At 74.0% G+C, this 24,824-nt stretch carries 22 protein-coding genes; all 22 read right to left on the bottom strand.

Going from position 1 to position 24,824, the window contains the following annotated elements:
- Complete coding sequence (locus ACFQTY_RS07145; RefSeq protein WP_378098824.1) at positions 1-870, bottom strand: ribonuclease HII; 870 nt, start codon at positions 868-870, stop codon at positions 1-3.
- Positions 867-1,733 carry a signal peptidase I gene (gene lepB / locus ACFQTY_RS07140; protein ID WP_378098822.1) on the bottom strand — a complete coding sequence of 289 codons (867 nt, stop codon included), beginning with the start codon at positions 1,731-1,733 and terminating at the stop codon, positions 867-869. Before lepB ends, ACFQTY_RS07145 begins: the two co-directional genes overlap by 4 nt.
- Positions 1,734-1,864: 131 nt before the next feature.
- Positions 1,865-2,227: a 50S ribosomal protein L19 gene (gene rplS, locus ACFQTY_RS07135; RefSeq protein ID WP_263732575.1), complete on the bottom strand. Its 363-nt coding sequence runs from the start codon at positions 2,225-2,227 to the stop codon at positions 1,865-1,867.
- A gap of 266 nt (positions 2,228-2,493) precedes the next feature.
- Positions 2,494-3,291, bottom strand: a complete 798-nt coding sequence (trmD, locus tag ACFQTY_RS07130) for a tRNA (guanosine(37)-N1)-methyltransferase TrmD (RefSeq protein ID WP_291758729.1) — start codon at positions 3,289-3,291, stop codon at positions 2,494-2,496.
- 7 nt (positions 3,292-3,298) lie between these two features.
- Positions 3,299-3,904 carry a ribosome maturation factor RimM gene (gene rimM / locus ACFQTY_RS07125; protein ID WP_378098819.1) on the bottom strand — a complete coding sequence of 202 codons (606 nt, stop codon included), beginning with the start codon at positions 3,902-3,904 and terminating at the stop codon, positions 3,299-3,301.
- A gap of 2 nt (positions 3,905-3,906) precedes the next feature.
- Entirely contained in the window at positions 3,907-4,146 is a 240-nt protein-coding gene (locus ACFQTY_RS07120) for an RNA-binding protein (protein ID WP_263732578.1), read from the bottom strand.
- On the bottom strand, positions 4,146-4,556 hold the full coding sequence (rpsP, locus tag ACFQTY_RS07115) for a 30S ribosomal protein S16 (RefSeq protein ID WP_291758734.1): 411 nt from the start codon (positions 4,554-4,556) through the stop codon (positions 4,146-4,148). Before rpsP ends, ACFQTY_RS07120 begins: the two co-directional genes overlap by 1 nt.
- A 167-nt stretch (positions 4,557-4,723) precedes the next feature.
- Entirely contained in the window at positions 4,724-5,818 is a 1,095-nt protein-coding gene (locus ACFQTY_RS07110; protein ID WP_378098816.1) for an amidohydrolase family protein, read from the bottom strand.
- 5 nt (positions 5,819-5,823) lie between these two features.
- The gene (ffh, locus tag ACFQTY_RS07105; protein ID WP_378098814.1) at positions 5,824-7,437 is read right to left on the bottom strand and encodes a signal recognition particle protein; all 1,614 of its coding nucleotides are present in this window, start codon (positions 7,435-7,437) and stop codon (positions 5,824-5,826) included.
- A gap of 27 nt (positions 7,438-7,464) precedes the next feature.
- Positions 7,465-9,255: a [protein-PII] uridylyltransferase gene (locus tag ACFQTY_RS07100; RefSeq protein ID WP_378098812.1), complete on the bottom strand. Its 1,791-nt coding sequence runs from the start codon at positions 9,253-9,255 to the stop codon at positions 7,465-7,467.
- A gap of 3 nt (positions 9,256-9,258) precedes the next feature.
- Entirely contained in the window at positions 9,259-9,600 is a 342-nt protein-coding gene (locus tag ACFQTY_RS07095) for a P-II family nitrogen regulator (protein ID WP_291758743.1), read from the bottom strand.
- A complete protein-coding gene (locus tag ACFQTY_RS07090) occupies positions 9,600-10,919 on the bottom strand; it encodes an ammonium transporter (RefSeq protein WP_378098810.1) in 1,320 nt (439 codons plus the stop codon). The genes ACFQTY_RS07095 and ACFQTY_RS07090 overlap by 1 nt, the downstream gene beginning before the upstream one ends.
- 157 nt (positions 10,920-11,076) lie before the next feature.
- Positions 11,077-12,276 (bottom strand): signal recognition particle-docking protein FtsY, encoded by a 1,200-nt coding sequence (gene ftsY / locus ACFQTY_RS07085; RefSeq protein ID WP_378098808.1) that lies wholly within the window; start codon positions 12,274-12,276, stop codon positions 11,077-11,079.
- Positions 12,277-12,321: 45 nt separating this feature from the next.
- Complete coding sequence (locus ACFQTY_RS07080; RefSeq protein WP_378098806.1) at positions 12,322-12,684, bottom strand: hypothetical protein; 363 nt, start codon at positions 12,682-12,684, stop codon at positions 12,322-12,324.
- A gap of 133 nt (positions 12,685-12,817) precedes the next feature.
- Positions 12,818-16,393 (bottom strand): chromosome segregation protein SMC, encoded by a 3,576-nt coding sequence (smc, locus tag ACFQTY_RS07075; protein WP_378098804.1) that lies wholly within the window; start codon positions 16,391-16,393, stop codon positions 12,818-12,820.
- A 49-nt stretch (positions 16,394-16,442) separates the two neighbouring features.
- Positions 16,443-16,877 (bottom strand): nucleoside-diphosphate kinase, encoded by a 435-nt coding sequence (gene ndk / locus ACFQTY_RS07070; RefSeq protein WP_337973042.1) that lies wholly within the window; start codon positions 16,875-16,877, stop codon positions 16,443-16,445.
- Positions 16,878-16,930: 53 nt separating this feature from the next.
- Entirely contained in the window at positions 16,931-17,344 is a 414-nt protein-coding gene (locus ACFQTY_RS07065; protein ID WP_378098801.1) for a DUF4233 domain-containing protein, read from the bottom strand.
- A gap of 19 nt (positions 17,345-17,363) precedes the next feature.
- Positions 17,364-18,089 (bottom strand): dihydroxyacetone kinase phosphoryl donor subunit DhaM, encoded by a 726-nt coding sequence (dhaM, locus tag ACFQTY_RS07060; protein ID WP_378098799.1) that lies wholly within the window; start codon positions 18,087-18,089, stop codon positions 17,364-17,366.
- Positions 18,086-18,721 carry a dihydroxyacetone kinase subunit DhaL gene (dhaL, locus tag ACFQTY_RS07055; protein ID WP_291758763.1) on the bottom strand — a complete coding sequence of 212 codons (636 nt, stop codon included), beginning with the start codon at positions 18,719-18,721 and terminating at the stop codon, positions 18,086-18,088. The genes dhaM and dhaL overlap by 4 nt, the downstream gene beginning before the upstream one ends.
- 72 nt (positions 18,722-18,793) lie before the next feature.
- Complete coding sequence (gene dhaK, locus ACFQTY_RS07050) at positions 18,794-19,789, bottom strand: dihydroxyacetone kinase subunit DhaK (protein WP_291758768.1); 996 nt, start codon at positions 19,787-19,789, stop codon at positions 18,794-18,796.
- A 174-nt stretch (positions 19,790-19,963) separates the two neighbouring features.
- Positions 19,964-21,352 carry a bifunctional folylpolyglutamate synthase/dihydrofolate synthase gene (locus tag ACFQTY_RS07045; RefSeq protein WP_378098796.1) on the bottom strand — a complete coding sequence of 463 codons (1,389 nt, stop codon included), beginning with the start codon at positions 21,350-21,352 and terminating at the stop codon, positions 19,964-19,966.
- Positions 21,349-24,636, bottom strand: coding sequence for an isoleucine--tRNA ligase (ileS, locus tag ACFQTY_RS07040; protein WP_378098794.1), 3,288 nt, complete (start codon positions 24,634-24,636; stop codon positions 21,349-21,351). The genes ACFQTY_RS07045 and ileS overlap by 4 nt, the downstream gene beginning before the upstream one ends.
- Between the last annotated feature and the right edge of the window lie 188 nt (positions 24,637-24,824).

The following is a 24,824-nucleotide window of genomic DNA, read 5'->3' as shown; positions in this document are numbered from 1 at the left end:
TCATCCCCCTGCCCCGACGACGTCGGCGCCACGGCCGGTGGGGACCAGGCCGCGGACGAGGGGCGCGAGGGCCGCGTCGGCGCCCTCGGCAAGCAGCTCCCCCGGCTCCTCGTCGTCGCGCTCGTCGTCCTCGGCCGCGGCCAGCGCGGCGAGCAGCGCGGCGTCGTCCGTGCCGGGCAGCCGCCAGGAACGGCGGTGCAGGTCGCAGGGACCCCACGTACGCAGGGCGGCGATGTGCTCGGGAGACGCGTAGCCCTTGTTCTCGTGCCAGCCGTACTCCGGGTGACCGGCCGACAGCTCCACCATCAGGGCGTCGCGCTCGCACTTCGCCAGGACGCTGGCCGCGGCGACGCTGGCACAGGTGCGGTCTGCCTTGACGCGCGTGAGGACGCGCGGCAGCGGCCCGACGGGCTCGTCGTCGAACGAGAAGAGATCCGGCTGGGGTGCCGTGAGCCAGTCGTGCGAACCGTCGAGCAGCACCACGTCCACCGGTCCGCACACCGACGCCGCCTCCGCGAGCGCGCGCGTGCCGGCGAGGCGGAGCGCCGCGATGATGCCGAGCTGGTCGATCTCCAGCGAGCTGGCGTGGCCGACGGCCCTCGCGACCCCCCACCGACGTAGGGCGGGGACGAGGGCGGTCCGCGCGAGCGGGGTGAGCAGCTTGGAGTCCGCGACGCCCTGCGGCGCGGAGCGCGTCGTCGCCGCGACGACGACGACCCCGACGCTCACCGGGCCGGCCAGCGAGCCTCGCCCGACCTCGTCCATCCCGGCCACGAGAGTCGCGCCGTCACGCAGCAGCCCGCGCTCGTGGCGCAGGTGCGGCGTCGGGCGACCCGCCCGAGCCGGTCCGGGGACGGCCGCTGGTGTCACGGGTTGGGGACGCCGGCGAACGTGGCCGACGGGTTGTGCAGCACGGTGACGCGCTGCAGCGGCCAGACGGTGACGAAGGCGACGCCCACCACGTTCGCCTCGGGGACGGAACCACCTCCCGGGTTCCCCTGGTGGTAGCGCGAGTCCGACGAGTGGTCACGGTTGTCGCCCATCACCCACAGGGAGCTCGGCGGGACGACGACGTCGAACGCCATGCTGCTCGGCTGGGACCCGGGCGCGACGTACGGCTCCTTGAGCGCCACACCGTTCACCATCACCGGCGCGCCGTTCCCTGCGCTGCTCACGTGGTCACCCGGCAGGCCGATGACCCGCTTGACCAGGTGCTCCCCGGCGTCGACCGGCAGCAGACCCACCCACGTGAGCACGTCGTTCGCCGTGCGCTGCCAGCCGGACCGGGTCACGACCGGCTGGCTCTCCAACCAGCCGCCCGGGTCCTTGAAGACCACGATGTCCCCGCGGTGCAGGCTCAGCGGCCCGGGGACCAGCTTGCTGACGAGGATGCGGTCGTTCTCGATCAACGTCTCGTGCATCGACGGCGACGGGATGTAGAAGGCCTGCACCAGGAACGTCTTCACCAGCAGGGACAGCACCAGCGCGCTGGCGAGGATCACCACGGTCTCGCGGAGCCAGGCGAACGCCCCGCCACGACGGGAGGCCGGTGCGCGGCGCTCGCGGCGCGTCGCAGCCGTCGCGCCGTCCCGCGGCGCCGGCTCGGTGCCGTCCAGGCCGGGGGTGGCGGGCTCGTAGGACGCTGGAGCGCCGGCGGGCGGGACGGAGGCGGGCGTCGCGGACCAGGGCCTCCCCTGGGCCGGCTGCGGTCGGTCGGAACGCCAGTCGGTCACCCGCACAGCGTCGCACGCCGAGCCATGCGATGCGGCCACCGGCGACGCCCCGAGACGGCTCCCCCGGACGCACGGACGGACGGCCCCCGCCGTGCGGGAACCGTCCGTCCGAGAGGAGCAGCAGCTGCGGGTCAGCCCTTGGCCGGGACCGTCTCGCGCTTCTCCTTGATCTTCGCCTTCTTGCCGCGCAGCGAGCGCAGGTAGTACAGCTTCGCCCGGCGGACGTCGCCGCGGGTGACGACCTCGACCGTGTCGATCGCCGGCGTGTGCAGCGGGAACGTGCGCTCGACGCCGACGCCGAAGCTGATCTTGCGGACCGTGAAGGTCTCACGGACGCCGCTGCCCTGGCGGCCGATCACGACGCCCTGGAACGCCTGGATGCGGGAGCGGTTGCCCTCGACGACCTTGACGTTGACCTTGACGGTGTCACCCGGGCGGAAGTCCGGGACGTCGGTGCGCAGCGAGGCTGCGTCGACGATGTCCAGCGTGTGCATGGTGGTATCGCTTCCCCGCCCTGCCGCAGGTCAGGAACGATGCTGGGCGGACCTCGCCGACCGCACGAGGCGGGTCGGGGCGGTGCACCCGATGAACGAGTGGTCCGGCGTCGCCGGACCCGAGACGAGCACGGGACCGGGCGTCCTGGCGGTCTCCCCTGCGGCAGAGGACACGACCGACGCGCGCCGGTCCGCAAGTCTGCCACACGGCGGCACGGGCGGGGAATCCGGTCGCCCGCGCCAGCGGCGTGCCGGCCGGTGGCGGCTCAGGGAGTCGCGTCGACCGGCCCCACGGGTACCCGCTGCAGCCGCCCCTCGGCCACGACCCACCCGAGGGCCGCGAGCAGGGTGCGGTCCGCTCGGTCGAGCTCCGTGGGGTCGAGCGCGGCGAGCAGGTCGGGCCGGCGCTCCGCCGTGCGCTCCAACGACCGGTCCCGGCGCCACCGGCGCACCCGGCCGTGGTGCCCGGACAGGAGGACGGGCGGCACCTCCAGGTCCCCCCACACCGGCGGCTTGGTGTAGACGGGGTACTCGAGCAGACCCGAGGACCCGTGCGACTCCTCCACCAGGGACTCCGGGTTGCCCAGCACCCCCGGCACCAGGCGGGCCGTCGCCTCGACGATCGCCAGCGCGGCGACCTCCCCGCCGTTGAGCACGTAGTCGCCGAGCGACACCTCGCTGACCGGCCCGCGCGACCGGTAGTGCTCCATCACGCGGGCGTCGATGCCCTCGTACCGGCCGCACGCGATGACGAGGTGCGGCTGGGTGGCGAACGCCTCGGCGGTGCGCTGCGTGAAGGGCACGCCCGACGGGGTCGGCACGACGAGATGCCCGTCGGCGCCGAGGACGTCGTCCAGGGCGCGGCCCCAGACGTCCGGACGCATCACCATGCCGGCACCACCGCCGAACGGCGTGTCGTCCACGGTCCGGTGCCGGTCGTCGGTCCAGTCCCGCAGGTCGTGCACCCGCACGTCGAGCAGGCCGGAGGTGCGGGCCTTGCCCACCAGCGAGACGTCGAGCGCGGACAGGTACTCCGGGAAGATGGTGACGACGTCGATCCGCACGCTGCGCTCAGCCTCGAGGGTCGGTGGGGACGCCGTCCGAGCCCGGCTCGTCGTCGTCCGGCTCGTCGTCGTCCGGCTCGTCGTCACGGACGACCACGAGGTTCGCCGCGTCCGAGGCGAGCAGACCGCCCGGGGGGTCGAGCACGACGCGGCCGCCGGGGACGTCGACCACCGGCACGATCGCCCGCACGAACGGCACGAGGCTCCGGGCGCCGTCGGGCTCCCGCAGCACGAGGAGGTCGTGGGCTGGGCCGCCCTCCAGCCCGACGACCTCGCCGAGCAGCCGGCCGTCCACGTGCTCGGCACGCAGGCCGACCAGCTGGTGCTCGTACCAGGCGTCGTCGTCCTCGTCCGCCTCCTCGGCGTCCACCACGAGGCTCACCCCGCGCAGCGCCTCCGCGGCGGTGCGGTCGGACGCCTCCGCGAACGTGACGAACCAGCGGCCCTGCTGCTCCCGCACGCGGGTGGGCGTCAGCGGCCCGGCGGACGCCGGGTCGGTGCGCAGCTCCCGGCCGACCACGAGGCGGTCGGCCGGGGCATCGGTACGCAGGTCGAGCGAGACCTCACCGCGCAGGCCGTGCGCACGGCCCACGCGGGCGACGGTGAGCAGCACCGTCAGCGGCGGTCGACGTCCACGACGTCGATCCGCACCGCTCCGTCGCGGGACAGCGCCCCGACGACCGTCCGCAGCGCGCGCGCCGTGCGTCCGCCGCGGCCGATGACCCGCCCGAGGTCCTCCGGGTTGACCCGGACCTCGAGCAGCTCACCGCGGCGCAGGCTGGCCGCGCGCACGTGCACGTCGTCCGGATGGTCGACGATCCCCCGGACGAGGTGCTCGAGCGCGTCGGCGAGCATCAGGCCTGCTCGTCCTCGGCCGGTGCCGGAGCCGCGGCCTTGGCGGACGACGCGTCGGCCTTGACCTTCTCGGCGTCCGCGGCGGCCTTGTCGATCGCGGCCTTCGGGTCGACCTTGGCGGCCTTGGTCCGCAGGGTGCCCTCGGCACCCGGGAGACCCTTGAACTTCTGCCAGTCACCGGTGACCTTGAGGATGGCCAGCACCTGGTCGGTGGGCTGCGCGCCGACGGTCAGCCAGTGCTGCGCACGAGCGGAGTCGACCTCGATCAGCGAGGGCTCCTCGGTGGGGTGGTACTTGCCGATCTCCTCGATGACCCGGCCGTCACGGCGGGTGCGGGAGTCGGCGACGACGATGCGGTAGTACGGAGCGCGGATCTTGCCGAAGCGCTTCAGGCGGATCTTGGTGGCCACGAGCGGGGTGTTCTCCTGAGTCTGCGGGGTGGCCTCGCCGTGCCGCCCGTGGGGGTGGGGGCACCGGTCCGGCCGAGGGACACGGCGGCGCGCAGGTAGAGGGGCTGCGCATGCCGAGTACAGCGGGCCATTCTGCCAGACGCCCGGGGGGGCGCCCAACCACCGGCTCAGCGGGCTGCGACCACCTCGCCGCGCAGGACGACGGCCTCCGGCGCCGCCAGCACCCGGACGTCCTGACGCGGGTCCGCGGGATAGGCGACGAGGTCCGCCGGTGCACCCTCGTCGAGACCGTCAGCACCGAGCCACTCGCGGGTCCGCCACGAGGCGGCCGCCACCACGTCGGCCGTCGGCAGCCCGGCCTCGACCAGCGCTGCGGCCTCGTCGGCGATCCGGCCGTGGCCGATGGTGCCGCCGGCGTCGGTGCCGAGCAGGATCGGGACGCCGGCGTCGTGCAGGTCGCGGACCTGGGCGTGCCGGCGGGCGTGCATCGCCCGCATCCGCGCGGCGTACACCGGGTAACGGTCCGCCTGGTCGGCGATCGCGGCGAACCGCTCGACCTGCAGCAGGGTCGCCGTGACGGGGATGCCGGCGGCGGCGATGCGGTCGATCTGCCCGGCGTCGGCACCCGTCGCGTGCTCGAGGCAGTCGACCCCCGCGTCGAGCAGCGGGTCGAGGGCCTCGGTGGCGAACGTGTGCGCCGTGACGCGGGCACCGGCGGCGTGGGCGGCCGCGATCCCGGCGGTCAGCACGTCGTCCGGCCACAGCGGGCGGAGGTCACCCTCCGGACCGAGGTCACGATCGATCCAGTCGGCGACGATCTTCACCCAGCCGTCGCCACGGGCCGCCTCCTGCGCCATCGCCGTGGGCAGCTCGTCCGGCGAGCTCAGCTCGCGAGCGTAGTGGCGCAGGTAGCGCTTGGGCAGGGCGAGGTGGTGACCGGCGCGGATCAGCCTGGGCAGGTCGTGGCGGGCGTCCACCCACCGGGTGTCGGCCGGTGACCCCGCGTCCCGGATCAGCAGCACGCCGGAGTCGCGGTCGGACACCGCCTGGACCTCGGCGGTCTCCCGGTCGACGGCCCCGTTCGCCCCGAGCCCGATGTGGCAGTGCACGTCGACCAGGCCGGGCAGCACCCAGCCCGGGAGGTCGACGGCCGGTCCGGACGGCCGCTCGTACGTGATGCGGCCGCCCAGCACCCAGGCCTCCGGCGCCTCGAGCCCGTCGCCGAGCACCACCGGCCCGCGCAGGTGCAGGACGTCCGCCATGGCCGTCAGCGGCCGAGCAGCCCGTCGAGCCCGGAGGGCAGCTGGACGTCGGAGCCGTCGCCGCCCGGTGCCGGCGGTCGCCCGAGACCGAAGGCGGAGCCCGGTGCCGACGCCGTGGTCGGTCCCGCAGTCGCGCGTTCGGCGGCTGCCCGCTCCTGCAGCGCCCGCTTCGCCGGGTTGCCCGACTTGCCCTTGACCTTGCGCGCCGGGGCGACCGTCCGGCCGCGCGACTTCTTGCCGCCCATGCCCGGCAGGTTCCCCATGCCCGGCATCGCGCCCATCCCGCCGCTGCGGGCCATCTGGCGCATCATCTTCTGCGCCGCGTCGAACCGGTCGAGCAGCTGGTTGACGTCCGACGGCTGGGTGCCGGAACCGGCGGCGATGCGCGAACGGCGGGACCCGTTGATCACCTTGGGGCTGCGGCGCTCCAGCGGCGTCATCGACTGGATGATCGCCTGGATCCGGTCCACCTCGCGCTCGTCGAACGAGTCGAGCGCCTCCCGCATCTGGCCCATGCCGGGCAGCATGCCGAGCATCTTCTTCAGCGGGCCGGCGTTGCGCAGCTGCTGCATCTGGACCAGGAAGTCCTCGAGCGTGAAGTCCTCGCCCGCCGCCAGCTTGCCGGCCATCTTCTCGGCCTGCTCGGCGTCGAACGCCCGCTCCGCCTGCTCGATCAGGGTGAGCACGTCACCCATGTCGAGGATGCGGGAGGCCATGCGGTCGGGGTGGAACACCTCGAAGTCGGTGAGCTTCTCGCCGGTCGAGGCGAACAGGATGGGCCGCTCGGTGACGCTGGCGATGGACAGGGCCGCACCGCCGCGGGCGTCGCCGTCCAGCTTGGACAGCACCACGCCGGTGAAGCCGACGCCGTCGGCGAAGGCGCGGGCCGTGGTGACGGCGTCCTGGCCGATCATCGCGTCGACGACGAACAGCGTCTCGTCCGGCTGCACGGCGTCGCGGATGTCGGCCGCCTGCGCCATCAGCTCGGCGTCGACGCCGAGCCGACCGGCCGTGTCGACGATCACCACGTCGTGCTGACGGCTGCGGGCGGTCGCGACCCCGTCGCGCGCCACGGCCACCGGGTCGGCGCCGGCCGGGAGCTCGTCGAGGTCGGCCGCGGCCTGGTTGCCGGGGTGCGGTGCGTACACCGGCACACCGGCGCGCTCCCCCACCACCTGCAGCTGGGTGACGGCGTTGGGTCGCTGCAGGTCGGCCGCCACCAGCAGGGGCGTGTGGCCCTGACCCTTCAGCCAGACGGCCAGCTTGCCGGCCAGCGTCGTCTTGCCGGCACCCTGCAGACCCGCCAGCAGGATGACAGTCGGCGGGTTCTTCGCCAGCCGGAGGTTGCGCGTCTGACCACCGAGGATGGTCACCAGCTCGTCGTTGACGATCTTGACGACCTGCTGGGCCGGGTTGAGCGCGCCGGAGACCTCGGCCGACAGCGCGCGCTCGCGCACCGCGGCGGTGAACGCGCGCACGACGGTGACGGCGACGTCCGCGTCCAGCAGGGCGCGACGGATCTCGCGCACCGTGGCGTCGATGTCCGCCTCGGACAACCTGCCCTTGGTGCGCAGGTTGCGGAACGTCGACGTCAGGCGGTCGGAGAGGGTGGCGAACACCGCGGCAGACCTCGTGGGCTCTTGGGGCTACGGACGGTCCAGGGTACCTGCCAGCGCACGCTCGGCCCGTGCGACGAGGTCGTCCACCAGCCGCTGGCGCCACGTGGTCCAGGCAGCGGGTCCGGCCGCGGAGGCGTCCGCCTCCGTCAGCACCCGGAGCATGCCGAGCAGGTCCGCGCGGTGGTCCACCGCCGTCAGCAGGCGCTGCACGGTGGCCGGGTCGTCCAGGTCCTCGGTGGTGGCCAGCTCGGCGAGGGTCAGGTGCTCACGCACCAGCCGGACGACGTCCTCGGCGACCTCGTCCGCGAAGCCCATCCGCGTGACGACCGGGCCGGCGAGCCGTGCCCCCTCGACGGAGTGGTCGCCCGCGCCCGCTCGCTTGCCGATGTCGTGCAGCAGCGCCGCGAGCAGCAGCGTGTCGGACTGGTCGCCGGGGTGCCGGTCGCGACCGGCACGGGCCACCGTCTCCACCAGGTGACGGTCCACGGTGTGCCGGTGGATCGGTGACCGCTGCGGACGGTTGCGCACCGCGGCCCACTCGGGGATCCACGTGGTGACCACCCCCGCGAGGTCGAGGGCCTCCCACACCGGCACCTGCGCGGGTCCGGAGCCGAGCAGGCTCAGCAGCGCGGTGCGCGCCGAGCGGGGCCACGGCACCGGCAGCGGAGGGGACGCCTCGAGGCTCGCGACCGTCACCGGGGACAGCACGAGACCGGTGCGCGCGGCCGTCGCGGCCGCGCGCAGCGACAGCACCGGGTCGTCGGCGGGGCGGGCGTCGGCGGCGAGCACCAGCTCTCCGTCGTGCTCCACCAGGCCCTCCGCGATCGTGCGCAGCCGGGGCGGCTGCCGGCGGCCCCGCACCAGGAACGGTTTGGGCGCGGGCCGCTGCAGCGCCTGACGGGCGTTGCGGGCCGTGGTGTCCAGGGCGTAGGAGATGACCCGGCCGGCCTCGGCGATGGAGGCGAGCAGGTCGTCGCGGTCGTCGAAACCGACCCGCGCCGCCACCTCGTCCTGGTCCGCCAGGATCAGCCGGTTGGTGTGGCGGCCGGTGACCAGCTGCACGGTGTCCCGCACGTCGAGCAGGTGCTCGTAGGCGGTGTCCACGGCGCCGTGCGGACGGTCGGTCAACCAGGTGGCCGCGAGCGCCGACAGCACGACGGCGTCGCGGATGCCGCCGCGCGCCTCCTTCAGGTCGGGCTCGATGAGGTAGGCCAGCTCCCCGTGCCGTTCCGCGCGCGTCCGGGTGGAGGCCAGCAGCTCGGGCAGTCGGCGCCGGGCGGCCGCGCGCCAGTCCTCGAGCAGCGCCGACATCGCCCGGGCCACGACCACGGGGTCACCGGCGACGTGGCGCAGCTCCAGCAGCCCGACGGCCGCCGGAAGGTCCTTGGACGCCACCTGACGGCACTGCGCGAGGGACCGCACCGAGTGGTCGAGCTCCAGCCGGGCGTCCCAGATCGGGTACCAGAGCCGCTCGGCGATGTGCGCGAGGTCCTCCGGCGACCGCCCACGGCCCTCGTGCACCAGCACCAGGTCCAGGTCGCTGACGGGCGAGGCGTCCCCACGTCCGATGCTGCCGACCGCGCCGAGCGCCATCCCGGTCGTGTCGAGCCCGACCGTGGCCGTGTCCCACAGCTCCGCGAGGCGCTGGACCACCAGGTCCGCGACCCGACGGCGACGCAGCACCCCGTCGGCACCGGGACCCGCCAGCTGCTCGGCCAGGTCCAGACGCTCACGACGCAGGTCCCGCACCGCCAGGTGCGGGACCTGCGTCGGCCCCTGCCCGGCCGCTCCCCCCGAGGGCGGCCGCTCGTCGCTCATCGGCTAGAGCGCATCCGGTCCGTGCTCACCGGTGCGCACCCGGGCGACGTCCTCGACGGGCGTCACCCAGACCTTGCCGTCGCCGATCTTCCCGGTCTGCGCGGCCTGGACGATCACCGTGACCGCCCCGGCGGCGTCCTCGTCGGCCACGAGGACGTCGATCTTCACCTTGGGGACCAGGTCCACCGTGTACTCGGCACCCCGGTAGACCTCCGTGTGCCCGCGCTGGCGGCCGTAGCCACTCGCCTCGGTCACCGTCAGACCCGCAACACCAGCCGCCTGCAGGGCGGACTTCACGTCGTCCAGCCGATGCGGCTGGATGACCGCCGTCACCAGCTTGGTCATCACTTCACCTCCGTCACGACGCGGGTGGCGCCCAGGGTCTCGTACGCGGACTCACCGTGCACCGCGAGGTCGATGCCGCCGACCTCGACGTCCTCCGACAGGCGAATGCCGCCGGCGGCCTTGAGGATCGAGCCGATCACCCAGGTGAGCACGAAGGAGAACACCACGGCGAAGGCTGCCACCAGCACCTGTGCGAGGAGCTGGGTCACGCCGCCGCCGTAGAACAGACCGTTCTTGGACCCGGTCGGGTACCACGCGCCCTGGTTGTTGGTGGCGAGGAACCCGATCAGCACCGTGCCGGTGATGCCGCCGACCAGGTGGACGCCGACGACGTCGAGCGCGTCGTCGAAGCCAAACTTGTACTTGATGCCGATCGCGACGGCGCACAGCACGCCCGCGACGGCGCCGATGACGATCGCACCCCAGGTGTCGACCGCCGCAGCGGCCGGGGTGATCGCGACCAGGCCGGCCACGATGCCCGACGCGGCACCCAGGGACGTCGCGTGACCGTCCCGGACCTTCTCCGTGGCGAGCCACGCCAGCATCGCGACGCAGGTGGCGAGGAACGTGTTGAGCCACGCACGACCGGCGACCGCGTCGGCGGCACCCTCGGACCCGGCGTTGAAGCCGAACCAGCCGACCCACAGCAGGGCTGCGCCCAGCATGACGAACGGCAGGTTGTGCGGCCGCATGGGCTCACGCGGCCAGCCCTTGCGCTTGCCGAGCAGCAGCGCGAGCGCCAGACCGGCCGCACCGGCGTCGATGTGCACGACGGTCCCGCCGGCGAAGTCGATCGGCGTCGAGATGTGCTGCGAGATGAACCCGCCGACGCCGAGGAAACCGCCGGCCCACACCATGTGGGCCATCGGGAAGTAGACGATCGTCGCCCAGATCACCGAGAACCAGATCCACGCCCCGAACTTCATGCGGTCCGCGATCGCCCCGGTGATCAGCGCGACGGTGATCACCGCGAAGGTCGCCTGGAACGCGACCACTGCGAACGCCGGCACCCCGCTGGCCCCGAGCGGGCTCGCCGCATCGGTCAGGCCGTTCATCCCGAAGAACTGGAAGGGGTTGCCGAAGAACTGGTTGATCCCCGTGATGTCCGTCCCGAAGGACATCGAGTAGCCCCACAGCAACCAGACGAAGCCCACGATCCCCGCTGCGACGTAGTTCATCATCAGCATGTTGAGGACGGACCTGCCCCGGACCATCCCGCCGTAGAAGAACGCCAGCGCAGGGACCGTCATCATGAGGACGATCACTGCCGACGTCAGCATCCAGGCGGTGTTGCCGGAGTTCAGCTGAAAATCTGCCATCAGCATCCGGATTACCCGTTTCTCCCGTCGCCAGCCGGGTGGCTGGACACGGGTCCAACGGTGGAGGACCGGCGTTTCCCGGCGACGCCGCGGGTGTTACGACGGCGTCACGAGCGCCCCTGGCACGTAAACATCGTGTGTCCGGGCGCCCGTGGTCTCACGCTCCGAGAAGACCGTCCACGAACGCCTCCGGCTCGAAGGGCGCCAGGTCGTCGGCGCCCTCCCCCAGCCCGACGAGCTTGACCGGCACCCCGAGCTCACGCTGCACCGCCACGACGATGCCGCCCTTGGCGGTGCCGTCGAGCTTGGTCAGCACGATGCCCGTCACCCCGGCGACCTCGGCGAACACCCGGGCCTGCACCAGGCCGTTCTGCCCGGTGGTGGCGTCCAGCACCAGCAGCACCTCGGACAGCGGGGCCTCACGCTGGATGACGCGCGTGATCTTGCCGAGCTCGTCCATCAGGCCGGCCTTGTTCTGCAGCCGGCCGGCGGTGTCCACGAGCACGACGTCGACGCCCTCCGTGCGACCCTCGCGCACCGCGTCGAACGCGACGGCGGCCGGGTCACCGCCTTCCCGCTCGGCACGGACCGTGCGGACGCCGACGCGGGAGCCCCACGTCGCCAGCTGGTCCGCGGCCGCGGCCCGGAACGTGTCGGCGGCGCCGAGCACCACCGTGCGGCCCTGCGCGACCAGCACGCGGGCCAGCTTGCCGACGGTCGTGGTCTTGCCCGTCCCGTTCACGCCGACGACGAGCAGCACCGCGGGGACCGGCGCGCCGTCGGCGCCCGTGCCGGGCTCCGTGCGCAGGCTGCGGTCGAGCGTCGGGTCGACGATGGCGAGCAGCTGCTCGCGCAGCAGCGCCCGGGCCTGGGCCGGATCCGCAAGGCCCTCGACCCGCACGCGCGTCCGCAGCGCGTCGATCAGCTCGCCGGTGGGGCCGGCGCCGACGTCCGCGAGGAGCAGCGTCTCCTCGAGCTCGTCCCAGTCGTCCTCGGTCAGCCGGTCCCGGGACAGCACCGCCAGCAGGCGGGCGCCGAACGGGGATCCCGACCTGGCCAGCCGGTCGCGGAGCCGGACGAGCCGGCCGGCGGCGGGGGCCGGGACCTCGAGCGGAGGGGCGACCGCCGCCTCCTCGACCGTCGCGGTCGCGGTCGGCTCCGTCCCCGGCTGCGGCACCGGCGCGGCCTCGACCTGCGGTTCGCCGGTCGGGGTCGGAGCTGCCGGCGGCGCGGGCAGCGTCGGGGTGGCGGTGTCCGCGCCACGACCGCGGCGGCGCACCAGCACGGTAGAGGCGGCGACCACCACGGCGAGCGGGACACCGCCGGCCAGCAACCAGGTCAGGAGCTCATGAGTCACCGGCACAGTGTGTCGGTGCGGAGGTGCCCGGGGCGAGCCGGCGCCTCAGCGGGAGGCGAGCACTCCGTGCTCGGCGGCGTCGTCGGACCCGCCGGCGTCCCGGCCGGGAAGCACCCGGGCGGCCATCTCCCGCGCGTGCAGCAGCGGTTCGGTGAGCTCGCCCACGGAGACGTAGCCCTCGCCGCGCTCGACGTTGGCGGCGAGCATCTCGCCGAGCGAGACGTCGACGGGCTCGACAGCGGCGGCCCGTGCGGCGGCGACCTGGTCGGCATCCGGGTGGCGGCGGCCACGCAGGCCACGCCGGAACGCCCGCAGCGGCGACTCCTCGTCCCGACCGCGCGGCGTCGAAGCCAGCAGGACGACGACGGTGACGAGGAGCGCGACGACGACGAGGATCACAGCGGCCATGGGTCCAGTCTCCGTCGGCCGCGCGGCCTCGACCGGCAATGGTGGCGCATCCCACCGTGCCGGTCACACAACCTTCACACCCGCCGCGTCCACCCGGCGCCCCGGCCAGCGGTGGACCGGTCCGGCCGCCGCCTCAGGCCGGCACGTCCTCGCGGAGGCGCTGGCTGATCACCGTCGTGACGCCGTCGTCCCGCATCGTCACGCCGTACAGCGCGTCGGCGATCTCCATCGTCCGCTTCTGGTGGGTCACGATCAGCAGCTGCGAGTCGGCCTGCAGCTCGCGCAGCACCTCGATCAGCCGTCCGAGGTTGGCGTCGTCGAGCGCCGCCTCCACCTCGTCCATCACGTAGAAGGGGCTCGGTCGCGCCTTGAAGATCGCCACCAGCAGGGCGACGGCCGTCAGCGACCGCTCGCCACCGGACAGCAGCGACAGCCGCTTGACCTTCTTGCCGGCGGGGCGGGCCTCGACCTCGACGCCCGTGGTGAGCATGTCGGCCGGCTCGGTCAGCACCAGCCGTCCCTCACCACCCGGGAACAGTCGCGGGAACACCTGCTCGAACGCGGCGGCGGTGTCGGCATAGGCCTCCGCGAACACCTGCTCCACGCGCTCGTCGATCTCGCGCACGATCTGCAGCAGGTCCGCCCGGGACGACTTCAGGTCCGCCAGCTGGTCGGTGAGGAACTTGTGCCGCTCCTCCAGCGCCGCGAACTCCTCCAGCGCCAGCGGGTTGACACGGCCCAGCAGAGCCAGCGCCCGCTCGGCGGCGCGCAGCCGCTTCTCCTGCTGCTCGCGGACGTACGGCACGGACGTCGGTGCCTCGGGATCGGGCTCGGTGCCAGGAGCGAGCACCACCGGCACCGGCTGGTGGGGGCCGTACTCCTCGACCAGCACCTCGGGGTCGATGCCGAGCTCCTCGACCGACCGCTGGGCGAGGGCCTCGATGCGCAGGCGCTGCTGGGTGCGGGCGACCTCGTCGCGGTGCGCCACGTCGGTGAGCTCGGCGAGCTGCGCCGTCAGCGCCTCGGCACGGGCGCGGGTCGCCGCGAGCTCCTGGTCCCGCTCCGCACGGGCGGCCTCGGCGGCGTCCCGCTCCTGCGAGGCGCGTCGCAGCGACTCGTCGAGCACCAGCAGCGCGCGGCGCGCGCCCTCGTGCACGGCGGCGGCGACGGCCGCCTGGCGGGCGCGGGCGCGTTCCCGCTCCGCGGCACGCTCGCGCGCCGTCCGTTCCGCGGCAGCGGCACGCTCGAGCGAGTCGGCGCGGCCGGCGAGCGCGCGCGCCCGCTCCTCGGCGGTGCGGAGCGTCAGTCGGGCATCGGTCTCGCGGCCGCGGGCCGCCGTGGCGAGGGCCGCGGTCCGGTCACGCTCGGACGTGCGCTCGGCGACCGCGTCCTCACCGTCGGCCGGCTGGTCCTGCGCGGCAGCCAGCCGCTCGGTCAGCTCGGCGAGCGCCTCGGTGTCCTCCTGCAGCGTCCGCTCGGCGGCGTCGAGCGACTGCTGGACCCGCTCCGCCTCGGCACGGGCGGACCGCGCCGTCGAGCCCAGCGTGGCGAGCTGCTCCGCGACGGCCGCGAGCGCGGCGTCGGACTCGTTGAGCCGGTCGAGCGTCTCCTGGTACGCCTGTCGAGCAGCGGTCTGCTGGTCGCGTGCGCCCGCCAGCTCGAAGCGCAGCCGCTCCGCCAGGGCCTGCGCCTGCTCGGCGCCCGAGCGCGCCTGGTCGAGCGCGGCCTGCAGGTGCAGGGCACTGGGCGCCTCGGCGGAACCCCCGGACGCGCGGTGGGCGGACAGCAGGTCACCGGTGCGGGTGGCGACGACGAGGTCCGGGCGGGCGCCGAGCACGGCGCGCGCCGTGGCGAGGTCGTCGACGACGACGACACCGGCCAGGGCGGCGGTCACCGCGTCCCGCACCGCCGGTGGGCAGCGGACCAGGTCGACGGCGCGGTCGGCACCGGTCGGCAGCGGGAGGTCGTCGACCGGGCCGGCACCGGCGGCCGCCGCCGAGCCGACCAGCAGGCCGGACCGCCCTGCGTCCTGCTCGCGCAGGTAGCGGATGGCGTCGACCGCCGCGTCGACACCGTCGACCGCCACCGCGTCGGCGAGCGGTCCCAGGGCTGCGACCACCGCCTCCTCGTCGCGTGGGTCCACCGAGAGCAGGGCGGCCACCGACCCGATGGTCCCGCGCAGGCCGTCGGCCGCGAGCAGCGCTCCCGCCCCGTCCTTGCGCGACAGGCTCAGCTCGAGCGTCTCGGCGCGGGCCGTCAGCGTGCTGCGCTCCCGCTCGGCCTCCGCGAGCCGCTCCGTCAGGTCCGCGAGGCGCTCCGTCGCCGTCTCCAGGGCGTCGGCCGCGTTCTCGTGGGCCGCGTCCAGGCCCTCCTCGCCCTCCTCGGCGCCGGCCACCTGGCCCTCCAGGGCCGCGAACTGGGTGGTCGCCTCCTCGGCGCGGCGCTGCGCGGCGGCGTGCGCCCCGCGCAGCCGGCCGATCTCCTCACCGGTCGCCTCGAGGCGGCTGCGGCGGGCGGCGACCTGGCCGGCCAGCCGCGCCACGCCCTCGCGACGGTCCGCGGCCGCCCGCAGCACGGAGGCCAACGCCTTCTCCGCCTCGGTGGCCACCGCCTCCGCCTGCTGTCGCGCGGTCACCGCCCCCTCGAGCGCCGCGCGTGCCAGGTCCACCTCGGTGCCGAGCTCCGCCTCGGCGGCACGGACCCGGGCCGCCTGGGCGACCAGGTCGTCGGGGTCCTGACCGCCGGACCGCTCCGGTGCCGCGGCGCCGAGCAGTCGCACCCGGTCAGCGGCCAGCGACGCGGTGCCGCGCAGGCGCTCACGCAGCGCCGAGAGCCGGTACCAGAGCTCGCCGGCCTCCGTGACGGTGGGTGCGGCCTCGGCGGCCGCCCGCTCGAGCGTGGCCAGCTGGTCGCGGGTGGTCGCCAGCTCGGTGCCGACCTCCTCGCGCCGCGCCAGCAGCGCCGTCTCGTCCGCGGTCTCCTGCGCCATCGCGGCGGTCAGCTGCGCGAGGTCGTCGGCGAGGAGCCGGGCACGGGCGTCGCGCACGTCCGTCTGCACCACGGCGGCCTTGCGGGCGACCTCCGCCTGACGGCCGAGCGGGCCGAGCTGGCGGCGGATCTCGGTGGTGAGGTCCGCCAGCCGGGTCAGGTTGGCCTGCATCGCGTCGAGCTTGCGGAGCGCCTTCTCCTTGCGCCGGCGGTGCTTGAGCACCCCCGCCGCCTCCTCGATGAAGCCGCGGCGCTCCTCCGGCGTGGCGCGCAGGACGGTGTCGAGGCGCCCCTGGCCGACGATGACGTGCATCTCGCGGCCCATGCCGGTGTCCGACAGCAGCTCCTGGATGTCCAGCAGCCGGCAGGAGCGGCCGTTGATCGCGTACTCCGACCCGCCGTTGCGGAACAGGGTCCGCGAGATCGACACCTCGGTGTAGTCGATCGGCAGCGCGCCGTCGGTGTTGTCGATGGTCAGGGACACCTCGGCCCGGCCGAGCGGCGGGCGGCCGGCGGTGCCGGCGAAGATGACGTCCTCCATGGTGCCGCCACGCAGGGACTTGGCGCCCTGCTCCCCCATCACCCAGGCGAGGGCGTCCACCACGTTGGACTTGCCGGAGCCGTTGGGCCCCACGACGCACGTGATGCCCGGCTCGAAGCTCAGGGTCGTCGCGGAGGCGAACGACTTGAAGCCCCGCAGCGTCAGGGTCTTCAGGTGCACGGGGGCAGCCTACGGTCGGGCACCGCGCGCGCCGCGGAGGCGGCGTCGGTCACAGGTGCGGGAACCAGAGGGCGATCTCACGCGCTGCGGACTCGGGCGAGTCCGAGCCGTGCACGATGTTCTGGATCGCCGAGGTGCCCCAGTCGCGTGCCAGGTCACCGCGGATGGTGCCGGGAGCGGCGGCGGTCGGGTCGGTGGCGCCGGCGAGCGAGCGGAAGCCCTCGATCACCTTGTGACCCTCGGCCACCACGGCGACGAGGGGCCCGGACGTCATGAAGTCGATCAGGGCCGGCAGCCACGCCTTGCCGAGGTGCTCGGCGTAGTGCTGCTCGAAGATCGCCCGGTCGGCGGTCCGCAGCTCGACCGCGGCGAGCGTGTAGCCCTTCGCCTCGATGCGGCGCAGCACCTCGCCCACCAGGCCCCGGCTGACGCCGTCGGGCTTGACGAGGACAAGGGTGCGCTGAACGGAAGGTGCGTCGGCCATGGCGGAAACCCTAGTGCCGGTCTCGCTAGTGCCGGTCTCGGACCCGGCCGCCGTCAGACCCGACGACGGGGCCGCGCGGGCTCCACGGCGTCCGGGTGCGCGGCGTCGAAGACCGCTCGCTCCGCGTCGATCCGCACCCCGAGCCACAGGAACAGCACCCAGAGGACGGCGAACAGGCCACCGACGCCGAACATCATCGGAACCACGAACCCGCACGCCAGCACCGGCAGCTGCGCCACGGTGCCGGCGACCGAGCCCCAGCGCGGCCGCTGCAGGCCGGCGAGCAGCAGCAGCAGCGCCGCCAGCCCCCCGCCGACGGACCAGATCGCCGCCGGGGGCGCCGACCGGAGGCCGAACGCCACCAGTGCGGCGAAGAGCACGACGAAGGCCTCGAGCAGCAGCATCGTCTGGCCGAGGACGATGCGCGCCGGGCGCTTGCGTCGCACGGCGGGCGCGGGGCTGGTCACGCGGTCAGGCTACCGGCGCTCAGTCCTCGCCGAACTTGTCCTCGAACAGCGCGACCACCGCGTCCACCGCCTGCTGGGCCTGCTCCCCGCTGCCCTCGAGGATCAGGTCCGTGCCGTTGGCCACGCCCAGCGCCATCAGCTGGAGCACGCTCGCCGCGTCCACCCCGCCCAGCCGCACGTGCGCGTCGAAGCCTGCGACCGTCCGGGCGACGATCGCCGCGGGCCGCGCGTGCAGCCCCAACCTGTTGGTCACCGTGACGGTGGTGCGGACGGCGCCGGGCTCCGTGGACAGCTCCGTGGTGGACGACTGCTCGAGCGCGGTGTGCCCGGGGTGCGGGTGCAGGACGTCCGCGAACGTGGCGACGGCGCCCTCGGCCGCCGCGAGCACCCCCTGGACCCCTGCCCCGCCCTGGGCAGCCACCGCAGCGGCCACCGCACCCTCGACGAGCGGTGCGTCGGCCAGCAGGACACGCTCCGCGACCGGCTCGTCGAGCATCTCCAGGACGGACTGCGCGGTCATCACGGCGGACCCGAGGTCCGTAAGGACCACGGCAGAGCGGCCGTCGGCGGTCGCCTGCTCCAGCGCGGCCTCGATGGCGTCGTAGCTGGTGCCGAGGCCGCCGTCGGGCATGCCGCCGGCCGGGAGCAGCGTCACGTCCGGTGCCATCTGCCCCGCGAGCTCGGCCAGCCCTTCGGCGATCAGGCGCGAGTGCGAGACCAGCACCAACGCCACCTGGACGGTCATGCGCCGGCCGCGTCCGCCGCCGCGCGCAGCAGCAGCTCGGTCGACCGGGCGCCGGGGTCCAGGTGGCCGATGGACCGCTCGCCGAGGTACGACGCACGCCCCTTGGTGGCCAGGAGCGGGATGGTGGCCTGCGCTCCCGTGGCCGCGGCGTCGGCCGCCGCCGCCAGCACCGCGGCGGGCGACCCGCCGTTGTCCGCCACCGACTCCGCCGCCTCGACCGCGGGCGTCCACGCGTCGACCATCGTCTTCTCGCCCGTGTGGGCCTTGCCGCGGGCGACGATGCCCTCCAGCGCCGCCTCCAGGACGGCAACCGCGGCAGCCGAGTCGAGCTCGGCCACCGCGGCCGCCTTCGCCGCACGCAGGTAGGCGGTGCCGTACAGCGGGCCGGCGGCACCGCCGACCGTGGACATCAGGGTGGTGGCGACCAGCTTGAGCACGTCACCGACCTGCTCCGGCGCCGCCTCGAGGGCATCGAGCTTGGCGACGACGGCGGTGAACCCGCGGTTCATGTTCTCGCCGTGGTCACCGTCGCCGATCTGCCGGTCGAGCTCGATCAGCTCCTCGCGGTGCTCCTTGACCACCTTCGCCGAGAGGCGCACCCACTCGACCGCCCACGCCACGTCCAGACTCATCCCGCGCTCCCTGGCTCGTCCGACCCGCTCACCGTCGCCGATGCCCCCGGCGACCGTCCTACCAGGCGCTCCTCACCAGCGCAGCGCGGCGGTGTGCACCGGAGCGTCCCAGAGGGCCGTGAGCTCGTCGTCGAGACGCAGCACCGTCACGGAGGCGCCCTGCATCTCGAGCGAGGTGACGTAGTTGCCGACCAGCGACCGGACCACCTCGACCCCCCGGCCCTCGAGCAGCGCCCGCGCCCGCCGGTAGACGATGAACAGCTCCGACTGCGGGGTGCCGCCCATGCCGTTGACGAACAGCAGCACCTTCTCGCCGGAGGCGAGCTTGAGGTCGTCGGCGACCGGTGTGAGCAGCATCTCCGTGATCTCGTCGGCGGAGGCCAGCGGGATGCGGCGGCGGCCCGGCTCGCCGTGGATGCCGATGCCGATCTCGATCTCGTCCTCGGGCAGGTCGAAGCTCGGCTTGCCGGCGTGCGGGACGGTGCAGGCCGTCAGGGCGACGCCCATCGAGCGGACGTTCGCGATCACCTTCTCCGCCACGGCCACCACGGCGTCGAGGTCGTCACCGCGCTCGGCGGCGGCACCCGCGATCTTCTCCACGCAGACCGTGCCGGCGACGCCGCGACGGCCGGCGGTGTAGAGCGAGTCCTCGACGGCGACGTCGTCGTTGACCACCACCGAGCGCACCGTGACGCCCTCGGCGTCGGCCAGCTCGGCGGCCGTCTCGAAGTTGAGCACGTCGCCCGTGTAGTTCTTCACGATCGCCAGCACACCGGCACCGCCGTCCGCGGCCTGGATGGCCGGGGCGACCTGGTCCGGGGTAGGAGACGTGAAGACGGCGCCGGGGACGGCGGCATCGAGCATGCCGAGGCCGACGAAGCCGGCGTGCAGGGGCTCGTGGCCGCTACCGCCGCCGCTGACCAGGCCGACCTTGCCCTGCACCGCACCACCGGCGCGGGTGACGAAGATCGGGTCGGTGTGCACGGCGACGACATCGGCGTGGGCCAGACCGAACCCCTCGACGGACTCGTTGACGACGTGCTCGGGATCGTTGATGAGCTTCTTCACTCCGGCGACCTGCCTTCCTCGGGTGGGCAGCTGTGCGGCGTCCCGAGGGTGGCGCCGATCGGCGTCGGCCGGCCCGGGACACGGCGACCGGGACGCCGTCGTCCCGTGAGGCTCACCCTCGCCGGGGGTTGCACCGGACGCAAGTGCGCTGCCGCTGCACGTTCGTGCACGAGGTCAGGAACGACCCAGCAGCACACGCGCCTCCGCGACCAGCAGCAGCGAACCGGTGACCAGGACGCCCGCGCCGCGCTCGACCTCGCTCTCGGCGCGCTCCACCGCGAGCGCGATCGCCTCGTCCAGCCGCTCGACGACGTGCACGCGGTCCTCGCCGAACACGTCGTAGGCGAGATCGGCCAGGTCCTGCACGTCCATCGCCCGCGGTGAGCCGGCGTGCGTGACGACGACCTCCGCCAGCACCGGCTCCAGCAGGCCGAGCATCGCCTCCGGGTCCTTGTCGGCCATCACCCCGAGGACGCCGACCAGCCGCTCGAAGGCGAACGCCTCGTCCAGCGCGGCGACCATCGCCTCCATCCCCGCCGGGTTGTGCGCACCGTCCACGAGCACCGTCGGGCTGCTGCGGACCACCTCGAGGCGGCCCGGGGAGCTGACGTCGGCGAACGCGGCGCCGACGACGTCGCCGCCCAGCGCACCCCCGCCGGTCAGCAGGGCCTCGGTGGCCGCGAGCGCGAGCAGGGCGTTGTGGGCCTGGTGCTCACCGTGCAGCGGGAGGAACACGTCCTGGTAGATGCCGCCGATGCCGCGCAGCGTCAGCAGCTGCCCGCCGACGGCCACCTGACGCTCCAGGACCGCGATCTCCTGGTCGTCGCGCACCAGCCGGGCGCCGTGCTCGGCGGCAGCCGCCTCGATCACCGCCTCGGCCGACTCGGACTGCGCGGAGACCACCACCGTGCCGCCGTCCTTGATGATCCCCGCCTTCTGGGCGGCGATCTCGGCCAGGGTGTGGCCGAGGTAGCGCTCGTGGTCCATCGCCACCGGCGTGATCACCTGCACCTGCGAGCGGACGACGTTGGTGGAGTCCCAGAGGCCGCCCATGCCGACCTCGACGACCGCGACGTCCACCGGCGCGTCGGCGAACGCGGCGAACGCCATCACGGTGAACACCTCGAAGAACGACAGCCGCGGGCCGCCGGCCTCCGTCGACCGCTGGTCGACCAGCTCGACGTACGGCGCCACGTCGTTCCACACCGCGACGAACTGCTCGTCGCTGATCGGCTCGCCGTCGATCGCGATGCGCTCGTTCACCCGGGTCAGGTGGGGGCTGGTGAACCGGCCGGTGCGCAGCCCGTGCTCGCGCAGCAGCCGCTCGACCATGCGCGCGGTGGACGTCTTGCCGTTGGTGCCGGTCAGGTGCACCACCCGGTAGGCGTCCTGCGGGTCGCCGAGCAGCTCGCACACCTGCCGGACCCGGTCGAGCGTCGGGTCGATCTCGTGCTCCGGTGCTCGGGCGACGATCTCGGCGTAGATCCGATCGGCCTCGTGGCGGGCGGCCTCGGCCTGCTGGTCGCGGCGGTGGTCGGCGCCCGACGAGCCGCGGCGGCTCATGCCTCCACCCGGCTGACCTGGACGGCGAGCTCGTCGCCCGGTCGCACCTCGAACGAGGTCGCCAGCGTCTCGCGGGCGACGAACTCGCGGTGCGCCTCGACGGCCGGGACCTGGTCGGCCGGCACGTGCAGGCGCAGGTCGATCCGGTCGCTGACCCGCAGGCCGGCCGCCTTGCGGGCGTCCTGCACCGCGCGGACCACGTCCCGGGCGTACCCCTCGGCGAGCAGCGCGTCGTCGAGCGCGAGGTCGAGCACGACGAACCCCGCGCCGCCCGGCAGCACCGCCGCCGCGACGTCAGCACCGGCCGCTCCGTCGACCACCGTCGTCAGGTCGTACTCGGCGGGGAGCAGCGGCACGTCGGTGCCGTCCTCGAGCGTCACCACCACACCGTCCTCGGTCGCGCGCCACGAGCCGGCCTTGGCGGCGCGGATGGCGGTCTGCACGCCCTTGCCCAGACGCGGGCCGGCGGCACGGGCGTTCACCGCGAGGCGCTGCGTGATCCCGAACCGGCCGGCCGCGTCCTCGTCGTCGGCCACCAGCTCGACACGCTTGACGTTCAGCTCGGCCGCCACGAGGTCGGTGTACGGCTCAGCCGCCGCCGGGTCGGCCACCGCGACCGTGAGCGACCGCAGCGGCTGCCGCACGCGCAGCTGGTGCGCCTTGCGCAGGCCCAGCGCCGTCGACACCGCGGAGCGGACCTGGTCGACCACGGCCGCCAGGTTCTCGTCGGCACCGTGCCCGCCCGGCACGTGCGTCGGCCAGTCGGTCAGGTGCACCGACCGCTGCCCGGTCAGGCCCCGCCACACCTCCTCGGTCACCAGGGGCGCGAGCGGCGCCATCACGCGGGTGAGCACCTCGAGCGCGGTCCACAGGGTGTCGAACGCGTCGTGGTCCTCCGCCCAGAACCGGTCGCGCTGCGTGCGGACGTACCAGTTGGTCAGCACGTCGAGGTGCTCGCGCACCAGGGCGCAGGCCGCGGCGATCTCGTAGGAGTCGAGCGCCGCGGTGACCTGGGCGACCAGCTCGCCGGTGCGCGCCAGCAGGTAGCGGTCCATCACCGGCAGGCCGGCGACCCGCTCGTCGTCCACGGCCCGGGCGAGGTAGCCCCGCCCCCCGTCGGCCGCACCGGCGTACAGGCTGAAGAAGTAGTACGTGCTCCACAGCGGCAGCACCACCTGGCGCACCGCCTCGCGGATGTTCTCCTCCGCCACCACGAGGTTGCCGCCGCGCAGCACCGGCGAGCTCATCAGCGACCACCGCACGGCGTCGGAGCCGTAGGTGTCGAACATCTGCATCGGGTCCGGGAAGTTGCGCAGCGACTTGGACGCCTTGCGGCCGTCGTCGCCCAGCACGATGCCGTGGCAGATCACCGAGGTGAACGCCGGCCGGTCGAACAACGCCGTGGCCAGGACGTGCAGCAGGTAGAACCAGCCGCGCGTCTGGCCGACGTACTCGACGATGAAGTCGCCCGGGAAGTGGTGCTCGAACCAGTCGGCGTTCTCGAACGGGTAGTGCACCTGCGCGTACGGCATGGACCCGGAGTCGAACCACACGTCCAGCACGTCCGGGATGCGGCGCATGGTGCTCTGCCCGGTCGGGTCGTCCGGGTTGGGCCGCGTCAGCTCGTCGATGAACGGCCGGTGCAGGTCCGGCTCACCGGCCTCGTTGCGCGGCAGCCGGCCGAAGTCGGCCTCCAGCTCGGCGAACGAGCCGTAGACGTCGACGCGCGGGTGCGCCGGGTCGTCGGACACCCACACCGGGATCGGCGTGCCCCAGTACCGGTTGCGGGACACCGACCAGTCGCGGGCGCCCTCGAGCCACTTGCCGAACTGGCCGTCGCGGATGTGCTCCGGCGTCCACGCGATCTGCTGGTTCAGCTCGATCATCCGGTCACGGAACTGGGTCACCCTGACGAACCAGGAGGAGACGGCCTTGTAGATCAACGGGTTCCGGCAGCGCCAGCAGTGCGGGTAGGAGTGCACGTAGGACGCCTGGCGCAGCAGCCGGCCGTCCTCGCGCAGGCGCCGGATGATCGGCATGTTCGCCTCGAACACCTGCTGGCCCTCGAAGTCGGGCACCACGGCGGTGAACTTGCCGGCGTCGTCCACGGACAGCAGCGTGGGGATGCCTGCGGCGTCGCAGGCACCCTGGTCGACCTCGCCGTAGGCGGGTGCCAGGTGCACGATGCCGGTGCCGTCCTCGGTGGTGACGAAGTCGCCGACCAGCACCTGCCAGGCGTCCTGCGTGCCGTGCTTCTCGGTGTCGGCGAAGTAGTCGAACAACCGCTCGTAGCGCAGGCCGGCCAGCTCGGCGCCGGGGACCTCGCGGGTCACCGCGGCCACCGCGTCGTCGGGGGCCGCGTAGCCGAGGTCCTTGGCGTAGCCCGGCAGCAGGTCGCGCGCCAGGAGGAAGGGACCGGTGCCGGCGGAGGTCCCCGCGGGACCGGCCGGGACGACGACGTACGTGATGTCGGCGCCGACCGCCAGCGCCTCGTTCGTGGGAAGCGTCCACGGCGTCGTCGTCCACGCGACCGCCCGCACCCCGGCCAGGCCGAGAGCCTCCGACCGCTCCCCGACCAGGGGGAACGTGACGGTGACGGTCTGGTCCTGACGCTCCCGGTAGACGTCCGCGTCCATGCCGAGCTCGTGGTTGGACAGCGGCGTCTGGTCGCGCCAGCAGTACGGCAGCACCCGGTAGCCGGAGTACGCCAGCCCCTTGTCGTACAGCTGCTTGAACGCCCAGATCACCGACTCCATGAACGTCGGGTCGAGCGTCTTGTAGTCGTGCTCGAAGTCCACCCAGCGGGCCTGGCGGGTGACGTAGTCCTCCCACTCGTGGGTGTACGTCAGCACCGACTCGCGGCAGGCGGCGTTGAACGCCGCGATGCCCATCTCCTCGATCTGCGACTTGTCCGTGATGCCGAGGATCCGCTCGGCCTCCAGCTCCGCAGGCAGGCCGTGGGTGTCCCAGCCGAACCGGCGCTCCACGCGGTGACCGCGCATCGTCTGGTAGCGCGGCACGACGTCCTTGACGTAGCCCGTCAGCAGGTGGCCGTAGTGCGGCAGGCCGTTGGCGAACGGCGGGCCGTCGTAGAAGACGAACTCGTTGCTGCCGTCGGGACCGGCCTCACGCGCGTCGACCGAGGCGACGAACGTGCCGTCGGCCTTCCAGTAGGCGAGCACGTCCTGCTCGAGCGCGGGCAGGTCCGGGGAGGCCGGCACGCCCTGGGGCTCGGACTGGGACGACGGCGCGGACGGCGCGGGACGGTGCAGCGGATACGCCACGGCGAGACTCTCCTGGTTGCACGCACCCGGGCGGGTGCGGACGACTCCTGGTCACGAGGACGACGACGTCCGGACCGGCCGGACGGCACCGCGGTACCACCTCGTTTGCCGGGCCCCGAGGGGTCCGGCCGCTCGCCTGCGGCTGTGACGGGCCTGCCCCGTCCGGTTCTACTGGGGGCCGCGGTGCT

Source organism: Cellulomonas sp. T2.31MG-18, assembly GCF_964266755.1.
Classification (GTDB): domain Bacteria; phylum Actinomycetota; class Actinomycetes; order Actinomycetales; family Cellulomonadaceae; genus Cellulomonas.
This window is presented reverse-complemented; position numbering and strand designations above follow the sequence as displayed.